General features: G+C 72.7%; 24 protein-coding genes. 12 read left to right on the top strand and 12 right to left on the bottom strand.

Going from position 1 to position 22,571, the window contains the following annotated elements:
• Positions 1-114: 114 nt before the first annotated feature.
• The 4 genes from IE295_RS00195 to miaA all read right to left on the bottom strand — a co-directional run bounded on the left by IE295_RS00195 (position 115) and on the right by miaA (position 4,937).
• Positions 115-2,247 (bottom strand): RelA/SpoT family protein, encoded by a 2,133-nt coding sequence (locus tag IE295_RS00195; RefSeq protein WP_190061328.1) that lies wholly within the window; start codon positions 2,245-2,247, stop codon positions 115-117.
• A gap of 222 nt (positions 2,248-2,469) precedes the next feature.
• Positions 2,470-3,360, bottom strand: coding sequence for a diaminopimelate epimerase (gene dapF / locus IE295_RS00190; RefSeq protein WP_190061327.1), 891 nt, complete (start codon positions 3,358-3,360; stop codon positions 2,470-2,472).
• Between the two features lie 54 nt (positions 3,361-3,414).
• Positions 3,415-3,891, bottom strand: coding sequence for a hypothetical protein (locus IE295_RS00185; RefSeq protein WP_190062331.1), 477 nt, complete (start codon positions 3,889-3,891; stop codon positions 3,415-3,417).
• A 107-nt stretch (positions 3,892-3,998) separates the two neighbouring features.
• Positions 3,999-4,937: a tRNA (adenosine(37)-N6)-dimethylallyltransferase MiaA gene (gene miaA / locus IE295_RS00180; protein ID WP_190061326.1), complete on the bottom strand. Its 939-nt coding sequence runs from the start codon at positions 4,935-4,937 to the stop codon at positions 3,999-4,001.
• A gap of 183 nt (positions 4,938-5,120) precedes the next feature.
• On the opposite strand from miaA, the gene IE295_RS00175 reads away from it, so the two are divergent.
• Positions 5,121-5,363 (top strand): hypothetical protein, encoded by a 243-nt coding sequence (locus IE295_RS00175; protein WP_086566393.1) that lies wholly within the window; start codon positions 5,121-5,123, stop codon positions 5,361-5,363.
• A gap of 31 nt (positions 5,364-5,394) precedes the next feature.
• Entirely contained in the window at positions 5,395-5,637 is a 243-nt protein-coding gene (locus IE295_RS00170; protein ID WP_190061325.1) for an antitoxin, read from the top strand.
• 79 nt (positions 5,638-5,716) lie between these two features.
• On the opposite strand, the gene IE295_RS00165 is transcribed toward IE295_RS00170, so the two are convergent.
• The gene (locus IE295_RS00165; protein ID WP_190061324.1) at positions 5,717-6,439 is read right to left on the bottom strand and encodes a class III extradiol dioxygenase subunit B-like domain-containing protein; all 723 of its coding nucleotides are present in this window, start codon (positions 6,437-6,439) and stop codon (positions 5,717-5,719) included.
• Between the two features lie 62 nt (positions 6,440-6,501).
• Entirely contained in the window at positions 6,502-8,028 is a 1,527-nt protein-coding gene (gene miaB / locus IE295_RS00160; protein WP_190061323.1) for a tRNA (N6-isopentenyl adenosine(37)-C2)-methylthiotransferase MiaB, read from the bottom strand.
• Between the two features lie 78 nt (positions 8,029-8,106).
• Here miaB and IE295_RS00155 point away from each other — a divergent pair, with 78 nt between their 5' ends.
• A complete protein-coding gene (locus IE295_RS00155) occupies positions 8,107-9,108 on the top strand; it encodes a TAXI family TRAP transporter solute-binding subunit (protein WP_190061322.1) in 1,002 nt (333 codons plus the stop codon).
• A 30-nt stretch (positions 9,109-9,138) separates the two neighbouring features.
• On the opposite strand, the gene IE295_RS00150 is transcribed toward IE295_RS00155, so the two are convergent.
• Both IE295_RS00150 and IE295_RS00145 read right to left on the bottom strand, forming a co-directional pair.
• Positions 9,139-10,548: a sensor histidine kinase gene (locus tag IE295_RS00150; RefSeq protein WP_190061321.1), complete on the bottom strand. Its 1,410-nt coding sequence runs from the start codon at positions 10,546-10,548 to the stop codon at positions 9,139-9,141.
• A gap of 12 nt (positions 10,549-10,560) precedes the next feature.
• Positions 10,561-11,259, bottom strand: a complete 699-nt coding sequence (locus IE295_RS00145) for a response regulator transcription factor (RefSeq protein ID WP_190061320.1) — start codon at positions 11,257-11,259, stop codon at positions 10,561-10,563.
• 258 nt (positions 11,260-11,517) lie between these two features.
• Between IE295_RS00145 and IE295_RS00140 the strand changes: the two genes are divergently transcribed.
• From IE295_RS00140 to IE295_RS00110, 8 genes are all read left to right on the top strand, one after another.
• Positions 11,518-12,294 carry an amino acid ABC transporter ATP-binding protein gene (locus IE295_RS00140; RefSeq protein ID WP_190061319.1) on the top strand — a complete coding sequence of 259 codons (777 nt, stop codon included), beginning with the start codon at positions 11,518-11,520 and terminating at the stop codon, positions 12,292-12,294.
• Positions 12,295-12,447: 153 nt separating this feature from the next.
• Positions 12,448-13,368, top strand: a complete 921-nt coding sequence (locus IE295_RS00135; protein ID WP_190061318.1) for a glutamate ABC transporter substrate-binding protein — start codon at positions 12,448-12,450, stop codon at positions 13,366-13,368.
• A 49-nt stretch (positions 13,369-13,417) separates the two neighbouring features.
• A complete protein-coding gene (locus IE295_RS00130) occupies positions 13,418-14,068 on the top strand; it encodes an amino acid ABC transporter permease (RefSeq protein WP_190061317.1) in 651 nt (216 codons plus the stop codon).
• Positions 14,065-14,934: an amino acid ABC transporter permease gene (locus IE295_RS00125; RefSeq protein ID WP_190061316.1), complete on the top strand. Its 870-nt coding sequence runs from the start codon at positions 14,065-14,067 to the stop codon at positions 14,932-14,934. The genes IE295_RS00130 and IE295_RS00125 overlap by 4 nt, the downstream gene beginning before the upstream one ends.
• A 262-nt stretch (positions 14,935-15,196) precedes the next feature.
• A complete protein-coding gene (locus IE295_RS00120) occupies positions 15,197-16,981 on the top strand; it encodes an FAD-dependent oxidoreductase (RefSeq protein ID WP_190061315.1) in 1,785 nt (594 codons plus the stop codon).
• Positions 16,982-17,013: 32 nt separating this feature from the next.
• A complete protein-coding gene (locus IE295_RS34355; protein ID WP_372478799.1) occupies positions 17,014-17,100 on the top strand; it encodes a putative leader peptide in 87 nt (28 codons plus the stop codon).
• 84 nt (positions 17,101-17,184) lie between these two features.
• Entirely contained in the window at positions 17,185-17,724 is a 540-nt protein-coding gene (locus tag IE295_RS00115; protein WP_190061314.1) for a cupin domain-containing protein, read from the top strand.
• Positions 17,721-18,143, top strand: a complete 423-nt coding sequence (locus IE295_RS00110; RefSeq protein ID WP_190061313.1) for a rhodanese-like domain-containing protein — start codon at positions 17,721-17,723, stop codon at positions 18,141-18,143. The genes IE295_RS00115 and IE295_RS00110 overlap by 4 nt, the downstream gene beginning before the upstream one ends.
• Here IE295_RS00110 and recX read toward each other — a convergent pair.
• The 4 genes from recX to IE295_RS00090 form a co-directional block, all read right to left on the bottom strand.
• Positions 18,125-18,733, bottom strand: a complete 609-nt coding sequence (gene recX, locus IE295_RS00105; RefSeq protein ID WP_190061312.1) for a recombination regulator RecX — start codon at positions 18,731-18,733, stop codon at positions 18,125-18,127. The two genes, IE295_RS00110 and recX, sit on opposite strands and share 19 nt — an antisense overlap.
• Positions 18,734-18,735: 2 nt before the next feature.
• Positions 18,736-19,830, bottom strand: coding sequence for a recombinase RecA (gene recA / locus IE295_RS00100; protein ID WP_190061311.1), 1,095 nt, complete (start codon positions 19,828-19,830; stop codon positions 18,736-18,738).
• A gap of 198 nt (positions 19,831-20,028) precedes the next feature.
• Positions 20,029-21,231 (bottom strand): AI-2E family transporter, encoded by a 1,203-nt coding sequence (locus IE295_RS00095; protein WP_224322922.1) that lies wholly within the window; start codon positions 21,229-21,231, stop codon positions 20,029-20,031.
• An 88-nt stretch (positions 21,232-21,319) separates the two neighbouring features.
• Positions 21,320-21,514, bottom strand: a complete 195-nt coding sequence (locus IE295_RS00090; protein ID WP_086566421.1) for a DUF3046 domain-containing protein — start codon at positions 21,512-21,514, stop codon at positions 21,320-21,322.
• An 81-nt stretch (positions 21,515-21,595) separates the two neighbouring features.
• Between IE295_RS00090 and IE295_RS00085 the strand changes: the two genes are divergently transcribed.
• A complete protein-coding gene (locus IE295_RS00085; protein ID WP_190061310.1) occupies positions 21,596-22,525 on the top strand; it encodes a hypothetical protein in 930 nt (309 codons plus the stop codon).
• Positions 22,526-22,571 lie beyond the last annotated feature (46 nt).

Genomic DNA, 22,571 nt, shown 5'->3' with positions numbered 1-22,571 from the left:
GCGCGGTCCCACCCGTACGAGCGTCTCGCATGGTGGTACGAGTGTCGTATCAGCACTCTGCGGGCAGGGGACTGCTCCGTCTGCTCGGTCCGCGCGCGGCCGTCCCGTCCGCGTCTACAGGGGCGCCGCGGCCACCGCCCGGCCGGCCCGCTCGACGTCGTAGACGCCCGGCACGCGCCGCATGGCCCGCATCAGCTCCGGCAGGAGCGCCGCGTCCGGCAACTGGAGGGTGTAGGTGTGCCGGACGCGCTGCTCGTGCGGCGGCTCGACCGCGGCGGAGATGACGGCGGCGCCCTCAGCGGCGATCACTTCGGTGAGGTCGGCGAGGAGATGCGGCCTGCTGAACGATTCGGCGCGCAGGGTGACCCTGTAGTCGCCCGTTCCGGCGACGTCCGGGCTGCTCCAGCGCACCCGCACGGGCTGCCGGCCGGAGGTGACCATCCGGCCGACGACGGGACACTGCGCCCGGTGCACGGTCACCGCCCCGCCGCGCACCGTGAAGCCGGTGATCTCGTCCGGCGGCACGGGCGTGCAGCAGCCCGCCAGGCGCACGCTCCCGCCCGGCGGCGCCTCGCCCTCGGCGACGACGGCGACCGGCCCGCGGGCGGCGGGCGCGCCGGAGCGCCGGGCGGGCCGGGGCGGCACGGGGGCCGGGGGCGCGGCGGGCGCCGGGGCGGTGGGCTCGGGGGCGGGATGGGCGGCCAGCCAGCTGTCGATGGCGATGCGGGCCGCGGGCGTACGGGCGTGCTCGAGCCAGTCGGGAGAGGGCCCCGAGGCGGTGTCGGGGGACATCAGCAGGTGCAGCGTGTCGCCGTCCCGCAGCACCGTGCTGAGGGTGGCCAGCCGGCCGTTGACGCGGGCGCCGATGCAGTGGTGGGCGCCGTCGCCGTACTGCGCGTACGCCGCGTCGACGCAGCTGGAGCCCGCCGGGAGGCCGATCGTTCCGCCGTCGGCCCGGAAGACGGTGACCTCCCGGTCCTGGGCGAGGTCGTCGCGCAGGGAGGTCCAGAAGGTGTCGGGGTCGGGGGCGGCCCGCTGCCACTCCAGCAGCCGGGACAGCCAGCCGGGCCGGGTGGGGTCGGCGCGCTCGCCGTCGGCCGCGTCGGGGGCCTCGGGGGCGGCGTAGGGGTTGCCCAGGGCGATGACGCCCGCCTCGGCGACCCGGTGCATCTGGTGGGTGCGGATGAGCACTTCGGCCGCGTGGCCGTCCTCGCCGGCGACGGCGGTGTGCAGCGACTGGTAGAGGTTGAACTTGGGGACGGCGATGAAGTCCTTGAACTCCGAGATGAACGGCGTGAAGCAGGTGTGCAGCTCGCCCAGGACGGCGTAGCAGTCGGCGTCCTCCGCGACGAGCACGAGCAGCCGCCCGAGGTCGGCCCCGGTCGGCCGGCCGCGTTTGAGGAGCACCCGGTGCACCGAGACGAAGTGACGGCGCCTGACGAGGACTTCGGCGGCGATGCCGGCCTCGCGCAGGACGGCCCGTACGCGCGCGGCCGTGGCCTGCAGGGGGTCGGGGCGGCCGGCGTGGGCGAGGACGAGGTCGCGGGTGCGGGCGTACTCGTCGGGGTGGAGGACGGCAAAGACCAGGTCCTCCAGCTCGGTCTTCAGCGCCTGCACGCCCAGCCGTTCGGCGAGCGGGATCAGCACGTCGCGGGTGACCTTGGCGATGCGGGCCTGCTTCTCGGGGCGCATCACCCCGAGGGTGCGCATGTTGTGCAGCCGGTCGGCGAGTTTGATGGACATCACGCGGACGTCGTTGCCGGTGGCCACGAGCATCTTGCGGAAGGTCTCGGGCTCCGCGGCGGCCCCGTAGTCGACCTTCTCCAGCTTGGTGACCCCGTCGACCAGGAAGCGCACCTCCGCGCCGAACTGCTCCCCCACCTGATCGAGCGTCACCTCGGTGTCCTCGACGGTGTCGTGGAGCAGGGACGCGGTCAAGGTGGTGGTCTCGGCGCCCAGTTCGGCGAGGATCAGGGTGACGGCCAGCGGATGGGTGATGTACGGCTCGCCGCTCTTGCGCGTCTGGCCCCGGTGGGAGGACTCGGCCAGGGCGTAGGCGCGGCCCAGGATGCCGAGGTCCGCGCCGGGATGGTGGCTCCGATGGACCTTGGCGACGTGGTCGATGGCATCAGGGAGCCGGCCGCGGGCGCCCGATCCGCTGAGCGCCGCCCGTCCGAGCCGTCTCAGGTCGATGCGGCGGCCGCGCTTGCGGCCGGGAGCACCTTCGTTCGTGGCCTCTGCGCTCATGGGCACCTCCGGCAGCGTCGACCGGCGGTCGGCTCACGCCTCCAGACCGGTGCTTGATGCTACCGAGCCCATCACGCACCGCTCACCCGCTCTCGCCCAGAGTGAACCGGATCACCCATTCGAGGGAGCCCGTCCCCGGAAAGGGCGGCACCTCTTCCGCAAGCGCGCCGGACCCGGCCCGAGGCCGGGCCGGAACCGGAAGGCCGGGAGCCGGAAAACGCGTCAGGCGGTGGCCCGGCCGAACCAGGAGGCGTCCAGCACGCCTTCCGCGACGATCACGGCGGGGCCGGTCATCTCGACCGTGCCGTCCGGACTCTCGCTGATCACGAGACGGCCGCCGGGCACGTCCACGGTGTACGTCACCGGGTGGCCGAGGACGGCCGGGTCGGCACCGTCCCGGCGGGCCGTCGCGACCATCACCGCGCAGGCGCCCGTCCCGCAGGAACGGGTCTCGCCGGAGCCGCGCTCGTGGACCCGCAGGGCGACGTGGCGCGGTCCGCGGTCGACGACGAACTCGACGTTCGTGCCGTCCGGGTACGCGGCGGCGGGGCTGACGGCCGGGGCCGTGAGCAGGTGCCCGGCGTCGGCGAGGTCGTCGACGAAGGTGACGGCGTGGGGATTGCCCATGTTGACGTTGGTGGCGGGGCGGGTGCGGCCGTCGACGGTGACGGTGACCTCGCCCCCGGGGAGCACGGCCCGGCCCATGATGGTCGTGACGTCGCCCGGCTCGCCGTCGGGGCCGGCCTTGGCGATGTGGATGCCGCGGATTCCGGCGCGGGTGGCGATCGCGACGTCGCCCTCCCCGGCGAGGCCCGCCCGCTGGAGGTAGCGCGCGAAGACGCGGGTGCCGTTGCCGCACATCTCGGCGACGCTGCCGTCGCTGTTGCGGTAGTCCATGAACCACTCGGCCTCGTCGGCCATGGCCCGCGCCTCGGGGTGGGCGGCCGAGCGCACGACCCTCAGCACGCCGTCGGCGCCGATCCCGGCCCGTCGGTCGCACAGCCGGGCGACGTCGGCGGGGGACAGCTCGATCCGGCCGTCGTAGTCAGGGATGATCACGAAGTCGTTCTCGGTGCCGTGACCCTTGAGGAAGGCGATCTGCGCGGTGCTCACGTCTTCGATGGTACGGGGGACCTGCGACAACGCCTCCCCGGGCCCGTCGGAGCCTCAGCGCAGCCGGGCCACCCGCCACACGGCGAGCACCACCACCACGATGACCACGGCGGTGTACGAGGCCACGTAGCGCCAGTCCGGGCGGCGCCCGGAGCCGCGGGGCGGCAGGCCGGGCCAGGTGTAGCCGACGCGGCGGGCCGCCATCACGCCCCAGCCCGCGGCGCAGCAGCTGATGAGCAGGCCGAGCATGGCCACCACGGGGCCGCCGTCGCCGAACTCGAAGGCGAGCGGGAAGGCGAACATCAGCGAGCCGACGGCGGCGAGGACGACGATGGGCGCGAGCTGCCAGACGCGCAGCCTGCGCGGCGGCCGCAGCTCGCGGAACGACGCGGGCGCCGTCGCCTCCGGTACGGGCTCGACGGTGTCGTCAGGACCGTCCGGAGTCAGCGTTTCCGGCTCTCCCCCGGCCACCGGCGGGAGGTGCCCCCCGCGCGGCGGCTGCTGCGGTCTGTCACGAGGGCCGGCCTCCATCGCCACGCGCCCTCCCAACTCGCACTTCACGGCTCGATCGAGCCTTGATGATGGCACGTCGGACGAGGCCTGCACGGCGCGCGGAGCGTCCCGATGCCATCACGTGATCAGGCTGTAATCGCCCGTTCGACCAACGCCAGCGCTTCCCCGGGGAGTTCCGTGCGCCGGTCGGCCGCGCCGCTGAGCCAGTGGACGCGCGAATCCCGCCGGAACCACGAGTCCTGACGGCGCGCGAAGCGCTTGGTGGCGCGTACGGTCTCGGCCCGCGCTGCCTCCTCCGTGCACTCCCCCGCGAGGAAGTCGAGCACCTGCTGGTAGCCGAGGGCGCGCGATGCCGTGCGCCCCTCGCGCAGGCCCTCGCGCTCCAGCGCGCGCACCTCGTCCACGAGCCCCGCCTCCCACATGCGGTCCACCCGCACGGTGATCCGCTCGTCCAGCTCGGGCCGCTCGACGTCGACGCCGATCTGCAGGGCGTCGTAGACGGGCGTCTCGCCGGGCAGGTTCGCCGTGAAGGGCCGTCCGGTGAGCTCGATGACCTCCAGGGCCCGCACGATGCGCCGGCCGTTGCCCGGCAGGATGGCGCGGGCGGCCTCGGGGTCGGCCCCGGCGAGGCGGGCGTGCAGGGCGCCCGGGCCGAGCTCCTCGAGCTCGGCCTCCAGCCGGGCCCGGACGGCCGGGTCGGTGCCGGGGAACTCCATGGCGTCGATGGCGCCCTTGATGTACAGGCCGGAGCCCCCGACGAGCACCGGGGTGCGGCCCTCGGCGAGCAGTCGGTCGATCTCCATCCGGGCCAGCCGCTGGTACTCGGCGACGCTGGCGGCCTCGGTGACGTCCCAGATGTCGAGCAGGTGGTGCGGCACGCCCTGCCGCTCCTCCAGGGTCAGCTTGGCGGTGCCGATGTCCATGCCGCGGTAGAGCTGCATGGAGTCGGCGTTGACGACCTCTCCGCCCAGGTGCTGGGCGAGGGCGACGCCGAGATCGGACTTGCCGGCCGCCGTGGGACCGACGACGGCGATGACCCGGGGTGCGGGGGCTGCGTTTCTCACCCGATCAGTGTCCCAAACCTCACGACCGCCCCACGAACGAGCGACGTGACGCGACGCCGACGGGTTCGTTGCCTGTTGCGAGGTTCCGAGAGCCGGTTCGCGGACCGGTGTTCGCCGGCGGCGCCATGGGACGCCCCGGGCGACACGGGATTTCGCTCACACCAGTAAGGTAATGGAGTAGATATGGGCGTGTTTGCAAGGCTTCTCCGCAAGAAGTCGCCGGCGTCAACGGAAGAGGCCGCGACTGCCACTCGGACGGCGGAATCCACCGACGTCGCCGAGACGGCGGAGGAGAAGCCCGAGGAGGCGGCCGAGGCCAAGGCCGAGGACGCCGCGGACGAGGCGGCCGAGGGAGTGGAGATCCCCAAGCAGCAGTCCGCGGAGAAGGCGGCCGACAGCGAGGCCGGTGAGGGCGCCCGCAAGTAGGTTTGGCAAGGAAAGACGAGGGGCGATCACCATGGGGCTGTTGAACGATCTCAAGGCCAGGCTCGGTCCGCTGAAGGGCAAGGTCGGCGATCTCGCGCAGCAGCACGAGGCCAGGATCGAACGCGGGCTGGAAAAGGCCGCACAGGTGGTCGACGAGAAGACCAAGGGCAAGTACCACAGCCAGATCCGGACCGGCACGAGCAAGGCCAAGGACGCCCTCGGGCACCTCGCCGAGAAGGACGGCAAGGGCGGCGGTACGGACTCCCGGCCCTGATCTTCCGCACACCTCGTCGGCGGCCGGCCGTGGAGCGCGCTCCGCGGCCGTCGCCGTGCCGGGGCCCCGCCCCGGACCGCTAGGACCAGCTCGCCACGAAGTACCCGACGCCGTACGGCGCGTCGTCGTAGAGCAGCTGACCGCTCAGCCCGGCGCCCTCCGCCGCGCCCGCCAGGACCTGCCAGGACGCCCGTCCCGCGGCCTTGAGCTCGTGCGCCGGCTCCGCCTCCAGCGCGGCCAGCGCGGCCGTGTCGGCGGCCCCCAGGGCCCGCGCCACCTCCGCGTCGAAGGGTTCGGCCCGCTCGTCCAGGTAGCCGGGCGCCTTCACGGTCCGGCAGGCGCTGCCGTCGCCCATCGCCAGCAGCGCGACGCGCCCGGCCCCGTCCGCCAGTTCGCGGCCCGCGCCCAGGCAGCGCTCGGTCTCCAGTCGCTCGCCGACGCCCAGACCCTCCACGGGCGCCGTCGCCCAGCGGGTGCGCTCCAGCAGCCAGGCGGCCACGGCCAGGGACTGCGGCAGCTGCCGGTCGTCCTCCGGCTCGCCCGCCTCGCCGTCCCGTCCCAGCCGCACGTCGAGGTCGACGCCCAGGCTCCGGAAGGACCCGGCGGCACCCTCCCGGTACGTTCCGCGGCCCTCGGTCGCGGCGGGGCCGACGACGACGAGGCGGTCCGGCCGGGCGGCCGCCAGCACGGCCACGGCGTCGAGGCAGGCGGCCCGCAGGGCGTCCAGTTCGGGGGCGGCCCCGGCGGCCACCTCCGGGACGAGCAGCGGCGGGCAGGGGCATACGGCAGCGGCGACGAGCATGCCGGAACGATACGCCCCACCCCGGGCCCGCCGTCGGCGCGGACCCGGGGCGGCGCGCGGAATCAGCCGGTGAAGCCGCAGCCCGAGGTGGCGGGGGCCGGCGTCGGCGCGGGCGCGCCGACGGTCGGGATGCCCAGCATCACGCCGGCCGGCTCGGCGGCGGCAGCAGCGGTGCGCTTCTCCCACGCGTCGCCCGCGCGCGTGCGGCGCACGGCCTTGGAGGGGCCCTCGGCGAGCAGGTGGTGCGGGGCGGCGTAGGTGATCTCGACGGTCACCACGTCGCCCGGGCGGACCGGCTCGTCGGGCTTGGTGAAGTGCACGAGGCGGTTGTCGGGCGCGCGGCCGGAGAGGCGGTGCGTGGCGTCGTCCTTGCGGCCCTCGCCCTCGGCGACCATGACCTCCAGGGTGCGGCCGACCTGCTTCTTGTTCTCGTCCCAGGAGATCTCCTCCTGGAGGGCCACCAGACGCTCGTAGCGAGCCTGCACGACCTCCTTGGGGATCTGGCCCTCCATGGTCGCGGCTGGGGTGCCGGGGCGCTTGGAGTACTGGAACGTGAAGGCGTTCGCGAAGCGCGCCTCGCGGACCACGTGCATGGTCTGCTCGAAGTCCTCCTCGGTCTCGCCGGGGAAGCCCACGATGATGTCGGTGGAGATCGCGGCGTCCGGCATGGCGGCGCGGACCTTCTCGATGATGCCGAGGAAGCGCTCCTGGCGGTACGAGCGGCGCATCGCCTTCAGCACGGTGTCCGAGCCGGACTGCAGCGGCATGTGCAGCTGGTGCATCACGTTCGGGGTCTCGGCCATGGCGGCGATGACGTCGTCGGTGAAGTCGCGCGGGTGCGGGGAGGTGAAGCGGACCCGCTCCAGGCCCTCGATCTCGCCGCAGGCGCGCAGCAGCTTGGAGAACGCCTCGCGGTCGCCGAGGTCCGAACCGTACGCGTTGACGTTCTGGCCGAGCAGGGTGATCTCGCTGACGCCCTCGGCGACGAGCGCCTCGACCTCGGCGAGGATGTCGCCGGGACGGCGGTCCTCCTCCTTGCCGCGCAGCGCGGGGACGATGCAGAACGTACAGGTGTTGTTGCAGCCGACGGAGATGGAGACCCAGGCGGCGTACGCGCTCTCGCGGCGCGTGGGCAGCGTCGAGGGGAACGCCTCGAGCGACTCGGCGATCTCGACCTGCGCCTCCTCCTGGACGCGGGCGCGCTCGAGCAGCACGGGCAGCTTGCCGATGTTGTGCGTGCCGAAGACGACGTCGACCCAGGGGGCGCGCTTGACGATGGTCTCGCGGTCCTTCTGGGCGAGACAGCCGCCGACGGCGATCTGCATGCCGGGCCGCTTGGTCTTCATCGGGGCGAGCCGGCCGAGGTTGCCGTAGAGCTTGTTGTCGGCGTTCTCGCGCACCGCGCAGGTGTTGAAGACGACGACGTCCGCGTCGCCCTCGGCTGTGCCCTCGGGGGCGCGGACGTAGCCCGCGTCCTCCAGCAGGCCGGAGAGCCTCTCGGAGTCGTGGACGTTCATCTGGCACCCGTAAGTGCGTACCTCGTATGTTCCCTTAACGTCCACTACCTGGCTCCGGTCGCTGCTGGTCATGGAACAAGGGTAGGCGGTGCCCGGCGAAGCTCCTCCCGAAGCCTGGATCGCGGGGGGACGGCCTGGCAGTATCCGCGCATGGCCCCACGACTCGCACTCCCGGGCAGGCGCCGCGCCGTCCAGACGGGCGTGGTGGCCGCTGCCGTGCTCGCGCTGCTGATGTGGTGGCTGCTGCCGCCGGACGCGGCCCCCACGCCGAGCGGCCGGATCTCGGTGGCGACGGGCGTGCCCACCGGCGTCTACGCCAAGTACGGCGATCTCCTGAAGGAGGACCTGGCGCGGGACCTGCCGGCCCTGGAGGTGCGCCTGCGGAACAGCGAGGGCTCGGTCGACAACCTGCGGCAGCTCACGAGCGGCAGGGCCGACTTCACCCTGGCCACCGCCGACGCGGTGGGCACCTACGGCGACGAGCGGCAGCCGGGCGCGGAGCGGCTGCGGGCCTGCGCCCGGCTGTACGACGACTACATGCAGCTCGTGGTGCGCAAGGACTCGCCGGTGCGGTCCACGCGGAACCTCAGGGGCATGCGGGTGGGGGTGGGCGCGGACGCGTCGGGGGTGCAGCTGATCACCCGGCGGCTGCTGAAGGCGGCCGGTCTGGACTTCGACCGGGACATCACCGCGGTGCGGGTCGGCATCGACCGGATGCCGGGGCTGCTGGAGAAGGGCGAGCTGGACGCGTTCTTCTGGTCCGGGGGCCTGCCGACCAACGCGATCCAGACCCTCGGCGAGCGGGTGCCGCTGCGGCTGGTCCAGCTCGGCGACCTCATCGGGCCGCTGCTCGCGCAGGGGCGGCAGACGCGCTTCTACCGGGCGGCGATGATGCCGGCGGACGCCTATCCGGAGTTCGGTGCCACGACGGACGCCGTGAAGACGATCGCGGTGGCCAATCTGCTCGTCACGACGGACGAGACCGACCCCGAGCTCACCGAGAACATCACGCGCACGGTCATAAAGAGCCGTGACCGCATCGGCACCAAGGTGCACGCCGCGCAGAAGGTGGACCTCCGCACGGCGATCTTCACGGACCCGCTGCAGCTGCACGAGGGGGCCCGTCGCTATTACGTCTCGGTCAAGCCCTGAAACGTGTCCCCCGTCACGGGGCGGACCCCTTCAGTGGCCCTGGCCGTGGCGCGGCACCGCGATCGTCGCCCGCAGCCCCTTCGGCTCGTTCGGCGCGTAGGTGAGCGTGGCGTCGCCCGCCGCCAGGAGGGCGCGGGATATGGACAGGCCGAGGCCCGAACCGGAGACGTTCTGGTGGCGGCCGCTGCGCCAGAAGCGGTCGCCGATGCGGGTGAGCTCCTCCTCGGTCAGGCCGGGGCCGTGGTCCGCGACCGTGATGTGGACGCGGTCGCCGACGACCGCGACGCCGACGTCGACCCGGGCGCCGGCGGGCGTGAACTTCAGCGCGTTGTCCACGACGGCGTCGAGGGCGCTGGAGAGGGCGATCGGGTCCGCCCAGCCGGTCACCGCGGAGGGGCCGCTGTAGGCCAGGGCGACCCGTTCGCGGCTCGCGACCGGGGACCAGGCGCCCACCCGGTCGGTGACGATCTCGGCTATGTCGGTGAGCTGGGTGTCGCTCGCGGCGTGCTCGGCCAGCGCCAGGTCCAGCAGGTCGTCCAGGACGCGGGCCAGCCGCTTGCCCTCGGCGCGCACGGAGAGGATCTCCTCGTGGCCCTCGGGGAGGTCCAGGGCCATCAGGTCGATGCGCAGCAGCAGGGCCGAGAGGGGGTTGCGCAGCTGGTGCGAGGCGTCGGCGACGAACGCGCGCTGCTGCTCCAGGACCTCCTCGACGTTGTCGGCCATCTCGTTGAACGAGCGGGCCAGGCGGCGCAGTTCCGGCGGGCCGTTGTCGGCCGCCACGCGGGAGTTCATCCGCCCGGTGGCGATGCCGTGGGCGGCGGCGTCGAGGGTGCGCACGGGCTTGAGCACCCATCCGGTGAGCCGGAACGCGGCCGCCACGGCCACCAGCATCGCCGCCGTCTCCCCGGCCCCGAGCAGCAGCCAGTCGTGCAGGATCCTCGAGCGCAGCCGCCCGGTGGGCGAGTGGGTGACGACCACCGCGACGACGTCCCCGTCGCGGATGACGGGCGAGGCGACGGTGAGCCTGTTGTGCCGCCAGGGCCAGACCTGCCCGGGGTCGCTGCTGCGGCGCCCGGCGAGCGCCTCCTGGAAGGCCTTCCGGACCTCGCCCTCGAGCGGCAGGGCCCACTTGGAGGGCGCGATGGCCATGGGCGCTCCGGTGCGGTAGAAGACCCCGGCCCGGATCCCGTACAGCTCCTCGTAGCGGCCGAGCTCCGAGTGGAGCGCGAGGAGCCGTTCGTCCATGGCGTCGGCCGGCCCGGGCGACGGGGTGGCCAGGACGTACTGGGCGAGCGAGGCGAAGCGGGCGGTGTCGTCGATGCGGTCCATGACCACCCCCTGCTGCTGCACGGCGGCCAAGCCGGCGGCGAGCGGGAAGCCGAGGGCCAGCAGCACGCCCGCCATGAGGACGATGAGCAGCGGAAGGAGTCGGGTGCGCACGGTCTCGCGTGCCTACGCCGGGACGACGATCTTGTAGCCGACGCCCCGGACCGTCTCGATGAGGGCGGGCATCCGCAGCTTGGAGCGGAGCGAGGCGACGTGCACCTCGAGGGTGCGCCCGGTCCCCTCCCAGCTGGTGCGCCAGACCTCGCTGATGATCTGTTCGCGGCGGAAGACGACGCCGGGCCGCTGGGCGAGCAGCGCCAGCAGGTCGAACTCCTTGCGGGTGAGCGGGACGGTGGCGCCGTCCACGAAGACGCGGCGGTTGGGGAGCTCGATGGTCAGGGGGCCCAGCCTCAGGGCCTCCGGGCCGCCGGGCTCGGGCGGCCGGCCGGCTTCGGCGGCCGGGGTGCGCCGGGCGACGGCGTGGATGCGGGCGAGCAGCTCGCCGGTGTCGTACGGCTTGACCACGTAGTCGTCGGCGCCGAGGTTCAGCCCGTGGATCTTCGAGCGGGTGTCGGAGCGGGCGGTCACCATGATGACGGGCGTGGCCGTGCGCTTGCGGATCTTGCCGCAGACCTCGAACCCGTCCTGATCGGGCAGCCCCAGGTCGAGCAGGACGACGCCGAAGGGCACGCCACCGCCCGGCAGGAGCGCCTGCAGGGCGTCCTCTCCGCTGCGCACGTGGGTCACCTCGAAGCCGTGCCGGGCCAGTACGGCGGACAGGGCGGCGGCGACGTGGTCGTCGTCCTCCACGAGCAGCAGTCTCATGGGCCCCCTCCGGGCGGCTGTGGTGCGGCAACACCGCATCCACGCCGATGGATGGCCGCTGCGTCAAGGGGTTCCTGCCCTCGCGGGGGCTTCTGTTATGCAGCCGGTACGCCCGTACGCCCCCGGGTGTCCTGTTGACGCTCAGTGTCCGTTTGAGGCCGGATCGTTATGCTCAATTTCAGCTCAGATGTAATGACGCTGCTCGTTGCCGCTCATTAGGGTCCACCCCAACCGAGGAGGACGGAGCGAGGAACGCCGATGAGCGAGATATCGGTGACCAAGGACGCGGCACCCGCCGCGGACGCACTGGTCGTCCTGAGCAAGGTCAACAAGCACTTCGGCGCGCTGCATGTGCTCCAGGACATCGACCTGACCATCGCGCGTGGCGAGGTCGTGGTCGTCATCGGGCCGTCGGGGTCCGGAAAGTCCACGTTGTGCCGCACGATCAACCGGCTGGAGACCACGGACTCCGGCTCGATCACCATCGACGGCAAGCCGCTGCCCCAGGAGGGCAGGGAGCTGGCGCGGCTGCGCTCGGACGTCGGCATGGTCTTCCAGTCGTTCAACCTCTTCGCGCACAAGACCGTGCTGGAGAACGTGACGCTGGGACAGGTCAAGGTCCGCAAGAAGGCCCGCAAGGAGGCCGAGGAGAAGGCCCGGACGCTGCTCGACCGGGTGGGGGTGGGCGCGCAGGCGGACAAGTACCCCGCGCAGCTGTCCGGCGGTCAGCAGCAGCGGGTGGCGATCGCCCGCGCGCTGGCGATGGACCCGAAGGTGATGCTCTTCGACGAGCCGACCTCGGCGCTGGACCCGGAGATGATCAATGAGGTGCTGGAGGTCATGCAGCAGCTCGCCCGGGACGGCATGACGATGGTCGTCGTCACCCATGAGATGGGCTTCGCCCGCTCCGCCGCCAACCGCGTGGTCTTCATGGCGGACGGCCGCATCGTCGAGGAGGCGCGGCCGGACCAGTTCTTCAGCAACCCCCGCAGCGACCGGGCCAAGGACTTCCTGTCGAAGATCCTGCATCACTGAACCGTCGCTTCTTCCCCACCGGCGCACCGCCGCGTCCGGCCGTCGCCGCGAACCGCGCACCGTTTACGGGCGGGTTCCCTTCAAACCTCTCCCCCCACCGTTGTCGCACCGGCAACCGACGCCAACGCCCCGCAGACGCAAAGGATGTTCTTCATGAAGCTCCGCAACACCGCCGCAGCGGCCGCCGTGGTGCTGGCGCTCGCCGCGACCGCGACCGCCTGCGGCAAGTCGGGCAGCCCCGACGACAAGGGTGACAAGGCCTCCGACGGCGCCTCCGCGCCGTCGGGGCTGACGTACAAGGTCAACACGTCGGCCGACGTCAAGGACTCCCCGGTCTTCGCGAAGGTCAAGGGCAAGACGATCACGATCGGCACCAAGGCGGACCAGCCCGGCCTCGGCTACGAGAACCCCGGCACCAAGAAGCGTTCCGGTTTCGACGTCGAGATCGCCCGCATGATCGCGGCCGACCTCGGCTTCGACGAGGACCACATCAAGTTCGTGACCGTTCCCACCGAGGCGCGCGAGACGCAGATCGCCAGCGGCGGCGTGGACCTGTACGTCGGCACGTACACGATCAACGACGAGCGCAAGAAGCAGGTCGGCTTCGGCGGCCCCTACTACATCGCCGGCCAGGACCTGCTGGTCAAGGCCGACAGCTCCATCAAGGGCCCCGACGACCTCAAGGGCAAGAAGGTCTGCTCGGCGACCGGCTCCACCCCGCTCAAGCGGATCAAGGAGGAGAAGTACGGCGTCGCCGAGGCCAAGGCGCAGCAGGGCTACCAGCTCTGCGTGCAGGACCTGGTCAACGGCTCCATCGACGCGGTCACCACGGACGACTCGATCCTCAAGGGCTACGCGGCCGAGAACAAGGGCGCCCTGAAGGTCGTCGGCAACACCTTCTCCAAGGAGCCGTACGGCGTCGGCCTGAAGAAGGAGGACACGGCGCTGCGCGAGGCGGTCAACAAGGCGCTCGAGGCCCACGTGAAGAACGGCGACTGGAAGAAGGCGTACGACGCCACGCTGGGCAAGTCCGGAGCGGCCGCTCCCAACCCGCCCGCCGTCGAGCGTTACTGACCCGGCGATCGGTGCCGGATGACCGCCACGCGATACCCGGAGAAGTGACGTGAACGTTCTGTCGGACAACTTCGCGATGTTCCGCGAAGGTTTCCTCGGCACCGTCGAGCTGACGGCGCTCAGCGCAGTGCTCGCCCTGGTGCTGGGCACCCTGATCGCGGCGTTCCGCGTCTCTCCGGTGCCCGCGCTGCGAATATTCGGCTCGGCGTGGGTGACGCTGCTGCGCAACACCCCGCTGGTGCTGCTCTTCCTCGCGGTCACCCTGGGGCTGCCCGCGCTCGGCCTGAAGGGCTGGGACTCCTTCTGGCTCGCGGTGATGGCCCTGGGGTGCTACACCTCGGCGTTCATCTGCGAGGCCATCAGGTCCGGCATCAACACGGTCCCGGTCGGACAGGCGGAGGCCGCCCGCTCGATCGGGATGACCTTCAGCCAGACGCTCGGCCAGATCGTGCTGCCGCAGGCAGCCCGGACGGCGATCCCGCCCATCGGCAGCCTGCTGATCGCCCTCGCCAAGAACACGGCGATCGCGTCGGGCTTCAACGTCACCGAGCTCGGCTCGGTGCAGAAGACGCTCAACGCGGCGTCGGGCTACAACATTTACGTGATCTTCCTGTGGATCGCGATCTGCTACATCATCATCACATTCACGATCAGCGGCCTCTTCCGGCTGCTGGAGAACCGGCTGGCGGTGGCCCGATGAGCGGCAGCGTCCTGTACGACGTCCCGGGGCCCAGGGCCCGGGTCCGCAACCGCCTCTACGGCGCTCTCGCCACGGTCGCCCTCGTCGCCCTGATCGGCTTCATCCTCTACCGGCTGGACGACACCGGGCAGTTCCAGGCCGGGCTGTGGGACGACTACGAGTACGCCGAGACCCAGCAGCGCATCGTCGACGGCCTGCTGACCACGCTCAAGACCTTCGCGATCGCCGCGGTGCTCTCACTGGCGCTGGGCGCGCTGCTGGCAGCCGCCCGGCTGTCGGACCACAAGCCCGTCCGCTGGGCGGCCACGGTGGTCGTGGAGTTCTTCCGGGCCATGCCGCTGCTCATCATGATCTTCCTGCTGTACGCGGCGGTGTTCACGGCGGACCCGATGTGGGCGCTGATCATCGGGCTGGTGCTCTACAACGGCTCGGTGCAGGCGGAGATCTTCCGGTCGGGCATCAACGCCGTGCCCAAGGGGCAGAGCGAGGCCGCCTACGCGATCGGGCTGCGCAAGACGCAGGTGATGGCGAGCGTCCTCGTCCCGCAGGCCGTCCGCTCGATGCTGCCGTCGATCATCAGCCAGCTGGTGGTGACCCTGAAGGACACCTCCCTCGGCTTCATCATCCTGTACGAGGAGCTGCTGTTCGTCGGCCGCGCCTTCGCACAGCAGACCCCGCCCGTGAACGGCGTCTACGCCTTCATCCCGATGGTGATCGTCTTCGGCTCGATCTACATCCTGCTGTGCCTGGCGTTGTCGTCCGTCGCCACCTGGGTCGAACGGCGCACACAGCGCTCCCGCAAGGGCGCGCCGCCGGCGATGCCCGCCGACGACCCGGCGCTCACGGGCGACAGCGCCCACGGGTGAACCCCGGGCGGCTCCGGCGCGCCGGAACCGACTCCCGGCGCGGAACGCACAGCTGATGCCCCGTCGGCCCGCCCGGGCCGGCGGGGCGCACGCGTCCGGCGCGCCGTGGCGAGGCCCCTGATCGCTTGACGCAAGCAGCGGCAATGGGTTGCATACGTTCTGTGATCGCGCACCGATTTCCCCCTGCCAGTCCCCGTACGTCCCGTACGCACCACGCACACGGTCAGGTCACCGTCCGTACCAGGGCTCGGGGAGCTGTGCCGTGGACCCGGTGATCGTCGTCGGGGCCGGGCCGGTCGGGCTCACGCTGGCCCTGGCCCTGGCCCGGTACGAGGTGCCCGTCACGGTGCTGGACGAGTCGCCCGCCGAGGCCCTGGGCCAGGAGGACGGGCGCCTGGCCCGGACCGCCGTGCTGCGGCCGGAGACCGCCGCGCTGCTGGACCGGCTGGGGTGCGCCACGCCGGAGGGTGCCCGCTGGTCGGCGTGGCGCACGATGCGCCGGCGGTCGGTGGTGACGCGGGTGTCGTTCGCGGCTCCGGGTGGAGTGGTGAACTCCGGTGAGCCCGAGGGCTACGAGGAGGCCGGGGAGTCCAGGGAGCCCGGTGAGCTCGAGATGTTCGAGGCGGCCGGTGAGGACGGGGCGGCCGGGGCGTCAGGGGACGACGCGACCACGGGAGGCGCGGCAGAACCGTCTCCGCTGCACCTGCCCCAGCACGCGCTGACGCGGGAGCTGTGCGCCGCGCTGGCCAAGGAGGCCGACGTGCGGATCGTCCGCGACAGCCGGCTGACCATCGTCAAGCAGGATTCCTCCGGCGTCACCGTGCACACCCGCGGCGACAACGGCACCGTCTGGCGGGCCAGTTATGTGATCGGCTGCGACGGCGCCCGCTCCGTCGTGCGCAAGCTGCTGGGCGCGCGCTTCCCGGGCCGTACGGCCGTCGAGCGGCACGCGGTCGCCGCGCTCCGGGTCGAGCTGCCCTGGCCGGGCGAGGCCGTGCTGCACCGCTCGCCGCCGCGCGGCCGCGAGGTGACGGCCCGTCCGCTGCCGGACGGAGTGTGGCGGCTGGACTGGCTGCTGCCGCCGGACGGCGGCCTGGTGACCCCCGACGCGCTGCTCGAGCACGTCCGCGACGCGCTGTCGGTGTGGTGCGGGGAGGTACCGGCGTACGACCTGCTGGACACCGGCGTGCACGCCGTGCACCACCGCCTCGCGCGCCGCTGGCGCAGCGGGCGCGCCTTCCTGGCCGGGGACGCCGCGCACCTGCTGGGGGCGCTGGGCGCCCAGGGGCTCGACGAGGGGCTGCGGGACGCCGAGAACCTCGCCTGGAAGCTGGCGCTGGCCTGGCACCACGGCGCCTCGGACGCGCTGCTCGACAGCTATCAGGCCGAGCGCCGGGGCGCGGTGGCGGAGCGGCTGCGCGCCGCCGACCGCGCGCTGCCCGCGGTGCGCGCCGAGGGCGGATGGCACTCCGTACGGCGCACGGTCGTGCCGGGCGCCGTACGCGGTCACGACACGCTGCTGACCGATGGCCACCTGGGGCGCGGGACGCAGGCCGCGCCGCCGGTGTACGCCCGTACGCCCCTGCTTCCCGCCGCCCCGCCGGCCAGCTCGGTGCTGGTGGGCACGGACGTGGGGGCGCCGGTGACCGACGTTCCGGTGACGGCACCGGACGGTTCGGAGGTGTGGCTGCGGGACCGGCTGGGCGGGGATCTGCTGGTGGTGCTCGTCGCGCCCGGCACGGGAGTGTGGGAGCGGCGGCACTGGCTGGGCGCCGGCCTGATGCCCCGGCTGGCGGCCGCCGTCTCGGCGCTGCCGATGCGGGCGGAACTGCTGGTCGCCGAGGGCTATCCGGGCGCGGCCGCGCACACGGTCCTGGTGGTGCGGCCGGACGGTCACCTGGTGGCCGCGCTGGAAGGGGTCCGGCCCGCGGAGCTGTACGCGTGCGCCGACGCGGCGCGCGGCGGCGCGCGGGAGGCCGCGCGTGCTCCGGGCGTGGCCGAGGGGACGCCCGACGAAGCCACCAGTGAGGCTACGGCCAATCGTTGACCGGCCCGGACCACCATGGTTGACTCCGGAGCGTGACTGACGACGGCGCGCGTTTCTGGCGGAGGGTCCATCTGGACCTGGTCCGCTACGCGGGCTGTGTCTGTCGTCCGTCCTGTTGATCCGCTTCCCCACCCCGCGCGGCCGCGCCCTCCCAGGGTGCCGGCGTCGCGCGCTTCCTTCGCGATCGCTCAGGACGGTTCCCTGTGTCTTCCCCCGTACGCGCCTCCCTGCCTGTTTCCGCCCGGCCCGGCCGTCCCGTCGAGGCCGAACTCCTCGACTTCGCGCGCCGGACGGCGGCCGACGCGCGGCTCGTTGCCTCGCTGCCCCTCGACCCCGAGGGGCGTACCTGGATCCGGCTGGAGGGGCCGGGCGGCAGCGACGCCTGGCTCATCGGCTGGCCGCCGGGCACCGGCACCGGCTGGCACGACCACGGCGGCTCGCACGGCGCCTTCGCCACGGCGGCCGGACGGCTGACCGAGCAGTCGCTGGCCGCCCAGCTGCCCACCGAGGGCTGGACGCTGCTGGAGCTGGCGGACGGCGTCGACCGCGAGCGGCAGCTCGACGGCGGCCAGGGCCGGGCCTTCGGCCCGCACCATGTGCATCAGGTGTTCAATGCCTCCGCCGACGCCCACGCGGTGTCGGTGCACGCCTATTACCCGCCGCTGCCGATGATGCGGCGGTACAGCCGCACCGGTCAGGTGCTCAGGCTCGAGCAGGTGGAGTGGGCGGAGGAATGGCGATGAGGGTCGAGGAACTGCTGGCCGCCGCGCGCGCGGAGCTCGACCGCCTCGGCCCCGCCGAGGCCGCCGCCGTCCAGGCCGACGGCGGGCTGCTGGTCGACATCCGCTACGCGGCGCTGCGGGAGCGCGACGGAACGATTCCGGGCGCGCTCGTGGTGGAGCGCAACGAACTGGAGTGGCGGCTCGACCCGCTCTGCGACCACCGCGCGGACCGGGCCACCGGCCATGATCTGCGGGTGGTCGTGGTCTGCGACGAGGGCTACGCGTCGTCGCTGGCGGCCGTCTCGCTGCGCAGGCTGGGGTTGCACCGGGCGACCGATCTGGCCGGGGGCTTCCAGGCCTGGCGGGCGGCGGGACTGCCCGTCACACACCGCCCCGCGCCGTTTCAGTCCGAGGGCAGGCGTCAGTCCGAGGGCAGGTAGGCGTCGAGCAGCTCGGAGTCGTCGCCCTCCTCCTCCAGGGCCCGGCGCACGACGCGCAGGGCGAGGCCTTCGGAATATCCCTTGCGGGCCAGCATCCCGGCGAGGCGGCGCAGCCGCTTCTCCCGGTCCAGGCCGCGGGTCGAGCGCAGCTTGCGCTCGACCAGCTCGCGGGCCGTGCGCTCCTCCTGCTCGGCGTCCAGCCGGCCGACGGCCTCGTCGATCAGCGTGGAGTCCACGCCCTTGGTGCGCAGCTCGCGGGCCAGGGCGCGGCGGGCCAGGCCCCGGCCGCGGTGCCGGGACTCCACCCAGGCGTCGGCGAAGGCGGCGTCGTCGATCAGGCCCACGTCCGCGAACCGGGACAGCACCTCCTCCGCCGTCTCGGGCGGTATGCCGCGCTTGGCCAGCGCGTCCGCGAGCTGCTTGCGCGTGCGCGGCGATCCGGTGAGCAGGCGCAGGCAGATCGCCCGCGCCTGCTCCTCCGGCGACGGTGGCGCTCCGCCCCCGGCCCTCGACGAGGAGTGGGCGCCACCGCCCGTACGGGCGTCCGCGCGAGGCTCGCGTGGCTCGGGCCACTCGCTTCGCTGTGCCACCGCTAGCTCTTGGTCGCGGCCTTGGCGGCCTTCCCCGCGGACTTGGCGGCCGGGGCGGGCACGGACTTGGCCGGCTCACCCGCGGAGGCCGCGGCGTCCGCGCCGGGCTCGGCCGCCGGGGTCTCGGGCTTGACGCCCACGCCCAGCTTCTCCTTGATCTTCTTCTCGATCTCGTTGGCGAGGTCGGGGTTGTCCTTGAGGAAGTTGCGGGCGTTCTCCTTGCCCTGGCCGAGCTGGTCGCCCTCGTACGTGTACCAGGCGCCGGCCTTGCGGATGAAGCCGTGCTCGACGCCCATGTCGATCAGGCCGCCCTCGCGGCTGATGCCCTGGCCGTAGAGGATGTCGAACTCCGCCTGCTTGAAGGGCGGCGAGACCTTGTTCTTGACGACCTTCACGCGGGTGCGGTTGCCGACCGCCTCCGTGCCGTCCTTGAGGGTCTCGATGCGGCGGATGTCCAGGCGCACGGAGGCGTAGAACTTCAGCGCCCGGCCACCGGTCGTCGTCTCCGGGGAGCCGAACATGACGCCGATCTTCTCGCGGAGCTGGTTGATGAAGATCGCGGTGGTCTTGGACTGGTTGAGCGCGCTGGTGATCTTGCGCAGCGCCTGGCTCATCAGGCGGGCCTGCAGACCCACGTGCGAGTCGCCCATCTCGCCCTCGATCTCCGCGCGCGGCACCAGGGCGGCGACGGAGTCGATGACGATCAGGTCGAGGGCACCGGAGCGGACCAGCATGTCCACGATCTCCAGCAGGATGAGGTTGTCGGTGTCGACACCCAGGGCCCGGGCGTACTCGGGGTCGAGGGCGTGCTCGGCGTCGACGAAGGCGACCGTGCCGCCCGCCTTCTGGGCGTTGGCCACGGCGTGCAGGGTGAGGGTGGTCTTACCGGAGGACTCCGGTCCGTAGATCTCCACCACACGGCCGCGGGGCAGTCCGCCGACGCCGAGGGCGACGTCGAGAGCGGTCGACCCGGTCGGGATGACCTCGATCGGCTCGTTCGCCCGGTCGCCCAGGCGCATCACGGCGCCCTTGCCGAATTGCCGTTCAATCTGTGCGAGCGCGGCGTCCAGCGCCTTCTCGCGGTCGGTGCCTGCCATGGGTTCCACCCGGTTTGCTTGAGTCGATCGCTTCACGTCCACGACGCTAACGCCTGCCACTGACAATGCGCCCGGGCGTCGCCCCGGCCTGTGGATAACCCCGGCGGATTTCGCGCCTCCGCGGGGCCGGGAACCCCATAAGAATGGATGTTCGATTTTGCTGTCAAGCGCGCCACTCCGGCCCGCCGCGGCCCCGGATCAGTGCCTGCGCAGCGCCCTGCGCAACCGCTCGAGCCACGCGGGGCGCTCCCCCGGCCGCCCCCGCCGGCCCGGCCGGCGCCCGCGGTCGGCGTCCGCCACCTCCGCCGCGACCTCATAACGTTTGACGTACGCCCCGAGAAACGCCTGCAGCGTCGCCGTCGCCGGAATGGCGACCAGCGCGCCCACCGCGCCGAGCAGCGCGGCGCCCGCGACCACCGAGCCGAAGGCCACGGCCGGGTGGATGTCCACGGTCCTGGCGGTGATGCGCGGCTGCAGCACGTAGTTCTCGAACTGCTGGTAGACCACGACGAAGCCGAGCACCCACACCGCGTACCAGGGGTCGACCGTGAAGGCCAGCAGCACCGGCAGCGCGCCGGCGAGGTAGGTGCCGATGGTCGGGATGAACTGCGACACCAGGCCCACCCACACGGCGAGCGCCGGGGCGTAGGGCACGCCCAGCACCTCCAGCAGGACGTAGTGCGCGATGCCGGAGATCAGGGCCATCAGGGCGCGCGAGTAGATGTAGCCGCCGGTCTTGGCGACCGCGAGCTCCCAGGCGCGCAGGACCTCGGCCTGCCGCTGCGGCGGCAGCACCGAGCACAGCGCGCGGCGCAGCCGGGGCCCGTCGGCCGCGAAGTAGAACGAGAAGAGCAGGACGGTCAGCAGCTGGAAGAGCCCGCCGAGGACCGTGGCGGAGACGGCCAGCACGCCGCCGGCGCTGTTGCGCACGTACTTCTGCAGCCAGTCCGAGTGCAGCACGCTGTGCTGGATCTCCGGCCGCGACAGACGGGTGTGGAAGGTCCGGTTGATCCACCGGATGACCGAGTCCAGGTAGGAGGGGAAGTTCTCCACCATGGTCTGGATCTGCCCGGCGAGCATCGAGCCCAGGAGCGTGGAGAAGCCCACGATGACGACGGTCACCGCGAGGAAGACCAGGCCCGTGGCCAGTCCGCGGCGCATGCCGCGCGCGGACATCCGGTCGACGGCCGGCTCGATGGCGAGCGCCAGGAAGAACGCGATCAGGATGTTGACGAGGAGGCCGATGAGCTGGTGGAAGGCCCAGCTCGCGAGCTGGAAGCAGGCGAACAGCGCGAGGGTCACCACCACCGCGCGGGGCAGCCAGCGCGGCATGCGCGCGTCGTCGGCGGCGGTCCGGGGCGGTCGGGGCTCGTCCGGGGCGTTGTCGTCTGTCGCTGCCACGGAGCAAGTGTGGACTATCGGACGAAATGAACTGCGGCTTCACGACCCGGACGCACCCTCACGGCATCCGGGCGGACCAGGGCAGGCGTCAGCGCCTGTCCTCGGGGATCTCCAGAGCCCTGCACACCGCGCGCCAGACGTCCTTGGCGTTCCAGCCCGCGTCCAGTGCCTGGTGCACCGTCCTGCCGCCCAGCTCGGACATCACGTGATCGCGCGCGAAGGAGTCGGCGTACGCCGCGCCGAAATAGTCAGCCATTCGCTGCCAGAAGACCGTCAACCGCATGGGCCAAGTATCCCGCCCCTGAGAGTGCAGCCGCGCACGAGCCGCTGACCGGGGGCACCGGGCCGCCCTACGGTCTTGTGCATGGCCCCATCCGGAGCATCCGCCGTAGCCCGTGCCGAACACTTCATCTGGCTCACCGCCCGCGTCCTGGAGCAGCGCAGATTCGCCTTCCACTTCCTGGGCGGCGACCCCGGCGCCGTCGAGGCGTCCCTGGCCGCGTACGAGGGCGAGGACGGGGGCTTCGGGTTCGCCCTGGAGCCCGATCTGCGCGGACCGGTGAGCCAGCCGCTGCACACCGCGCACGCCCTGCGGGTGCTGGACGAGATCGGGCACTGCAGGGACCGGCGGGTGGAGCGGGTGTGCCGCTATCTGACGGCGGTCTCCACCCCGGACGGCGCGCTGCCCGCCCTGCACCCCTCGCTGCGCGGCTATCCGGCGGCCCCCTGGATCCCGGTGGTGGACGACCCGCCGAGCGACCTGCTCGCCACCGGCCCCGTGGTGGGGCTGCTGCACCGCAACGAGGTCTGGCACGCCTGGCTGTTCCGGGCCACCGACTTCTGCTGGGCCGCCGTCGACGCCCTGGGCAAGGGGGCGCGGACCCATCCGTACGAGGTCAAGGCGGCCATCGCCTTCCTCGACGGGGCGCCCGACCGGGGCCGGGCGGAGGCGGCGGCCGAACGGCTCGGCCGGGCCGTGCGGGAGCAGCGGCTGGCGGTCCTGGACCCGGAGCACGCGGACGGCCACCCCCTGCCGGAGGGCTACGCGCCGGGCGAGTACCACTTCCCGCACGACTACGCGCGCACGCCGGCCTCGCTGGCCCGCTCCTGGTTCACCGACGCCGAGCTGGCACGGTCGCTGGACTTCCTCGCCGCCGCCCAGGAGCCGGACGGCGGCTGGCCGGTGCTGTGGCGGGCCTGGGCCCCGGGCACGCTCCTGGAGTGCCGGCCGATGGTGACCATCGACGCGCTGCTGACGCTGCGGGCGTACGGACGCCCGCTCCAGCACCCGTGACCTGCGCCTGAGGGCATTGTCAGTGGGGCGGTGCACGATGGGGGGC

The organism is Streptomyces griseocarneus (assembly GCF_014655595.1).
Lineage (GTDB): Bacteria > Actinomycetota > Actinomycetes > Streptomycetales > Streptomycetaceae > Streptomyces > Streptomyces griseocarneus.
The sequence above is the reverse complement of the archived record's forward strand: the minus strand, read 5'-3'. Positions and strand labels throughout refer to the sequence as shown.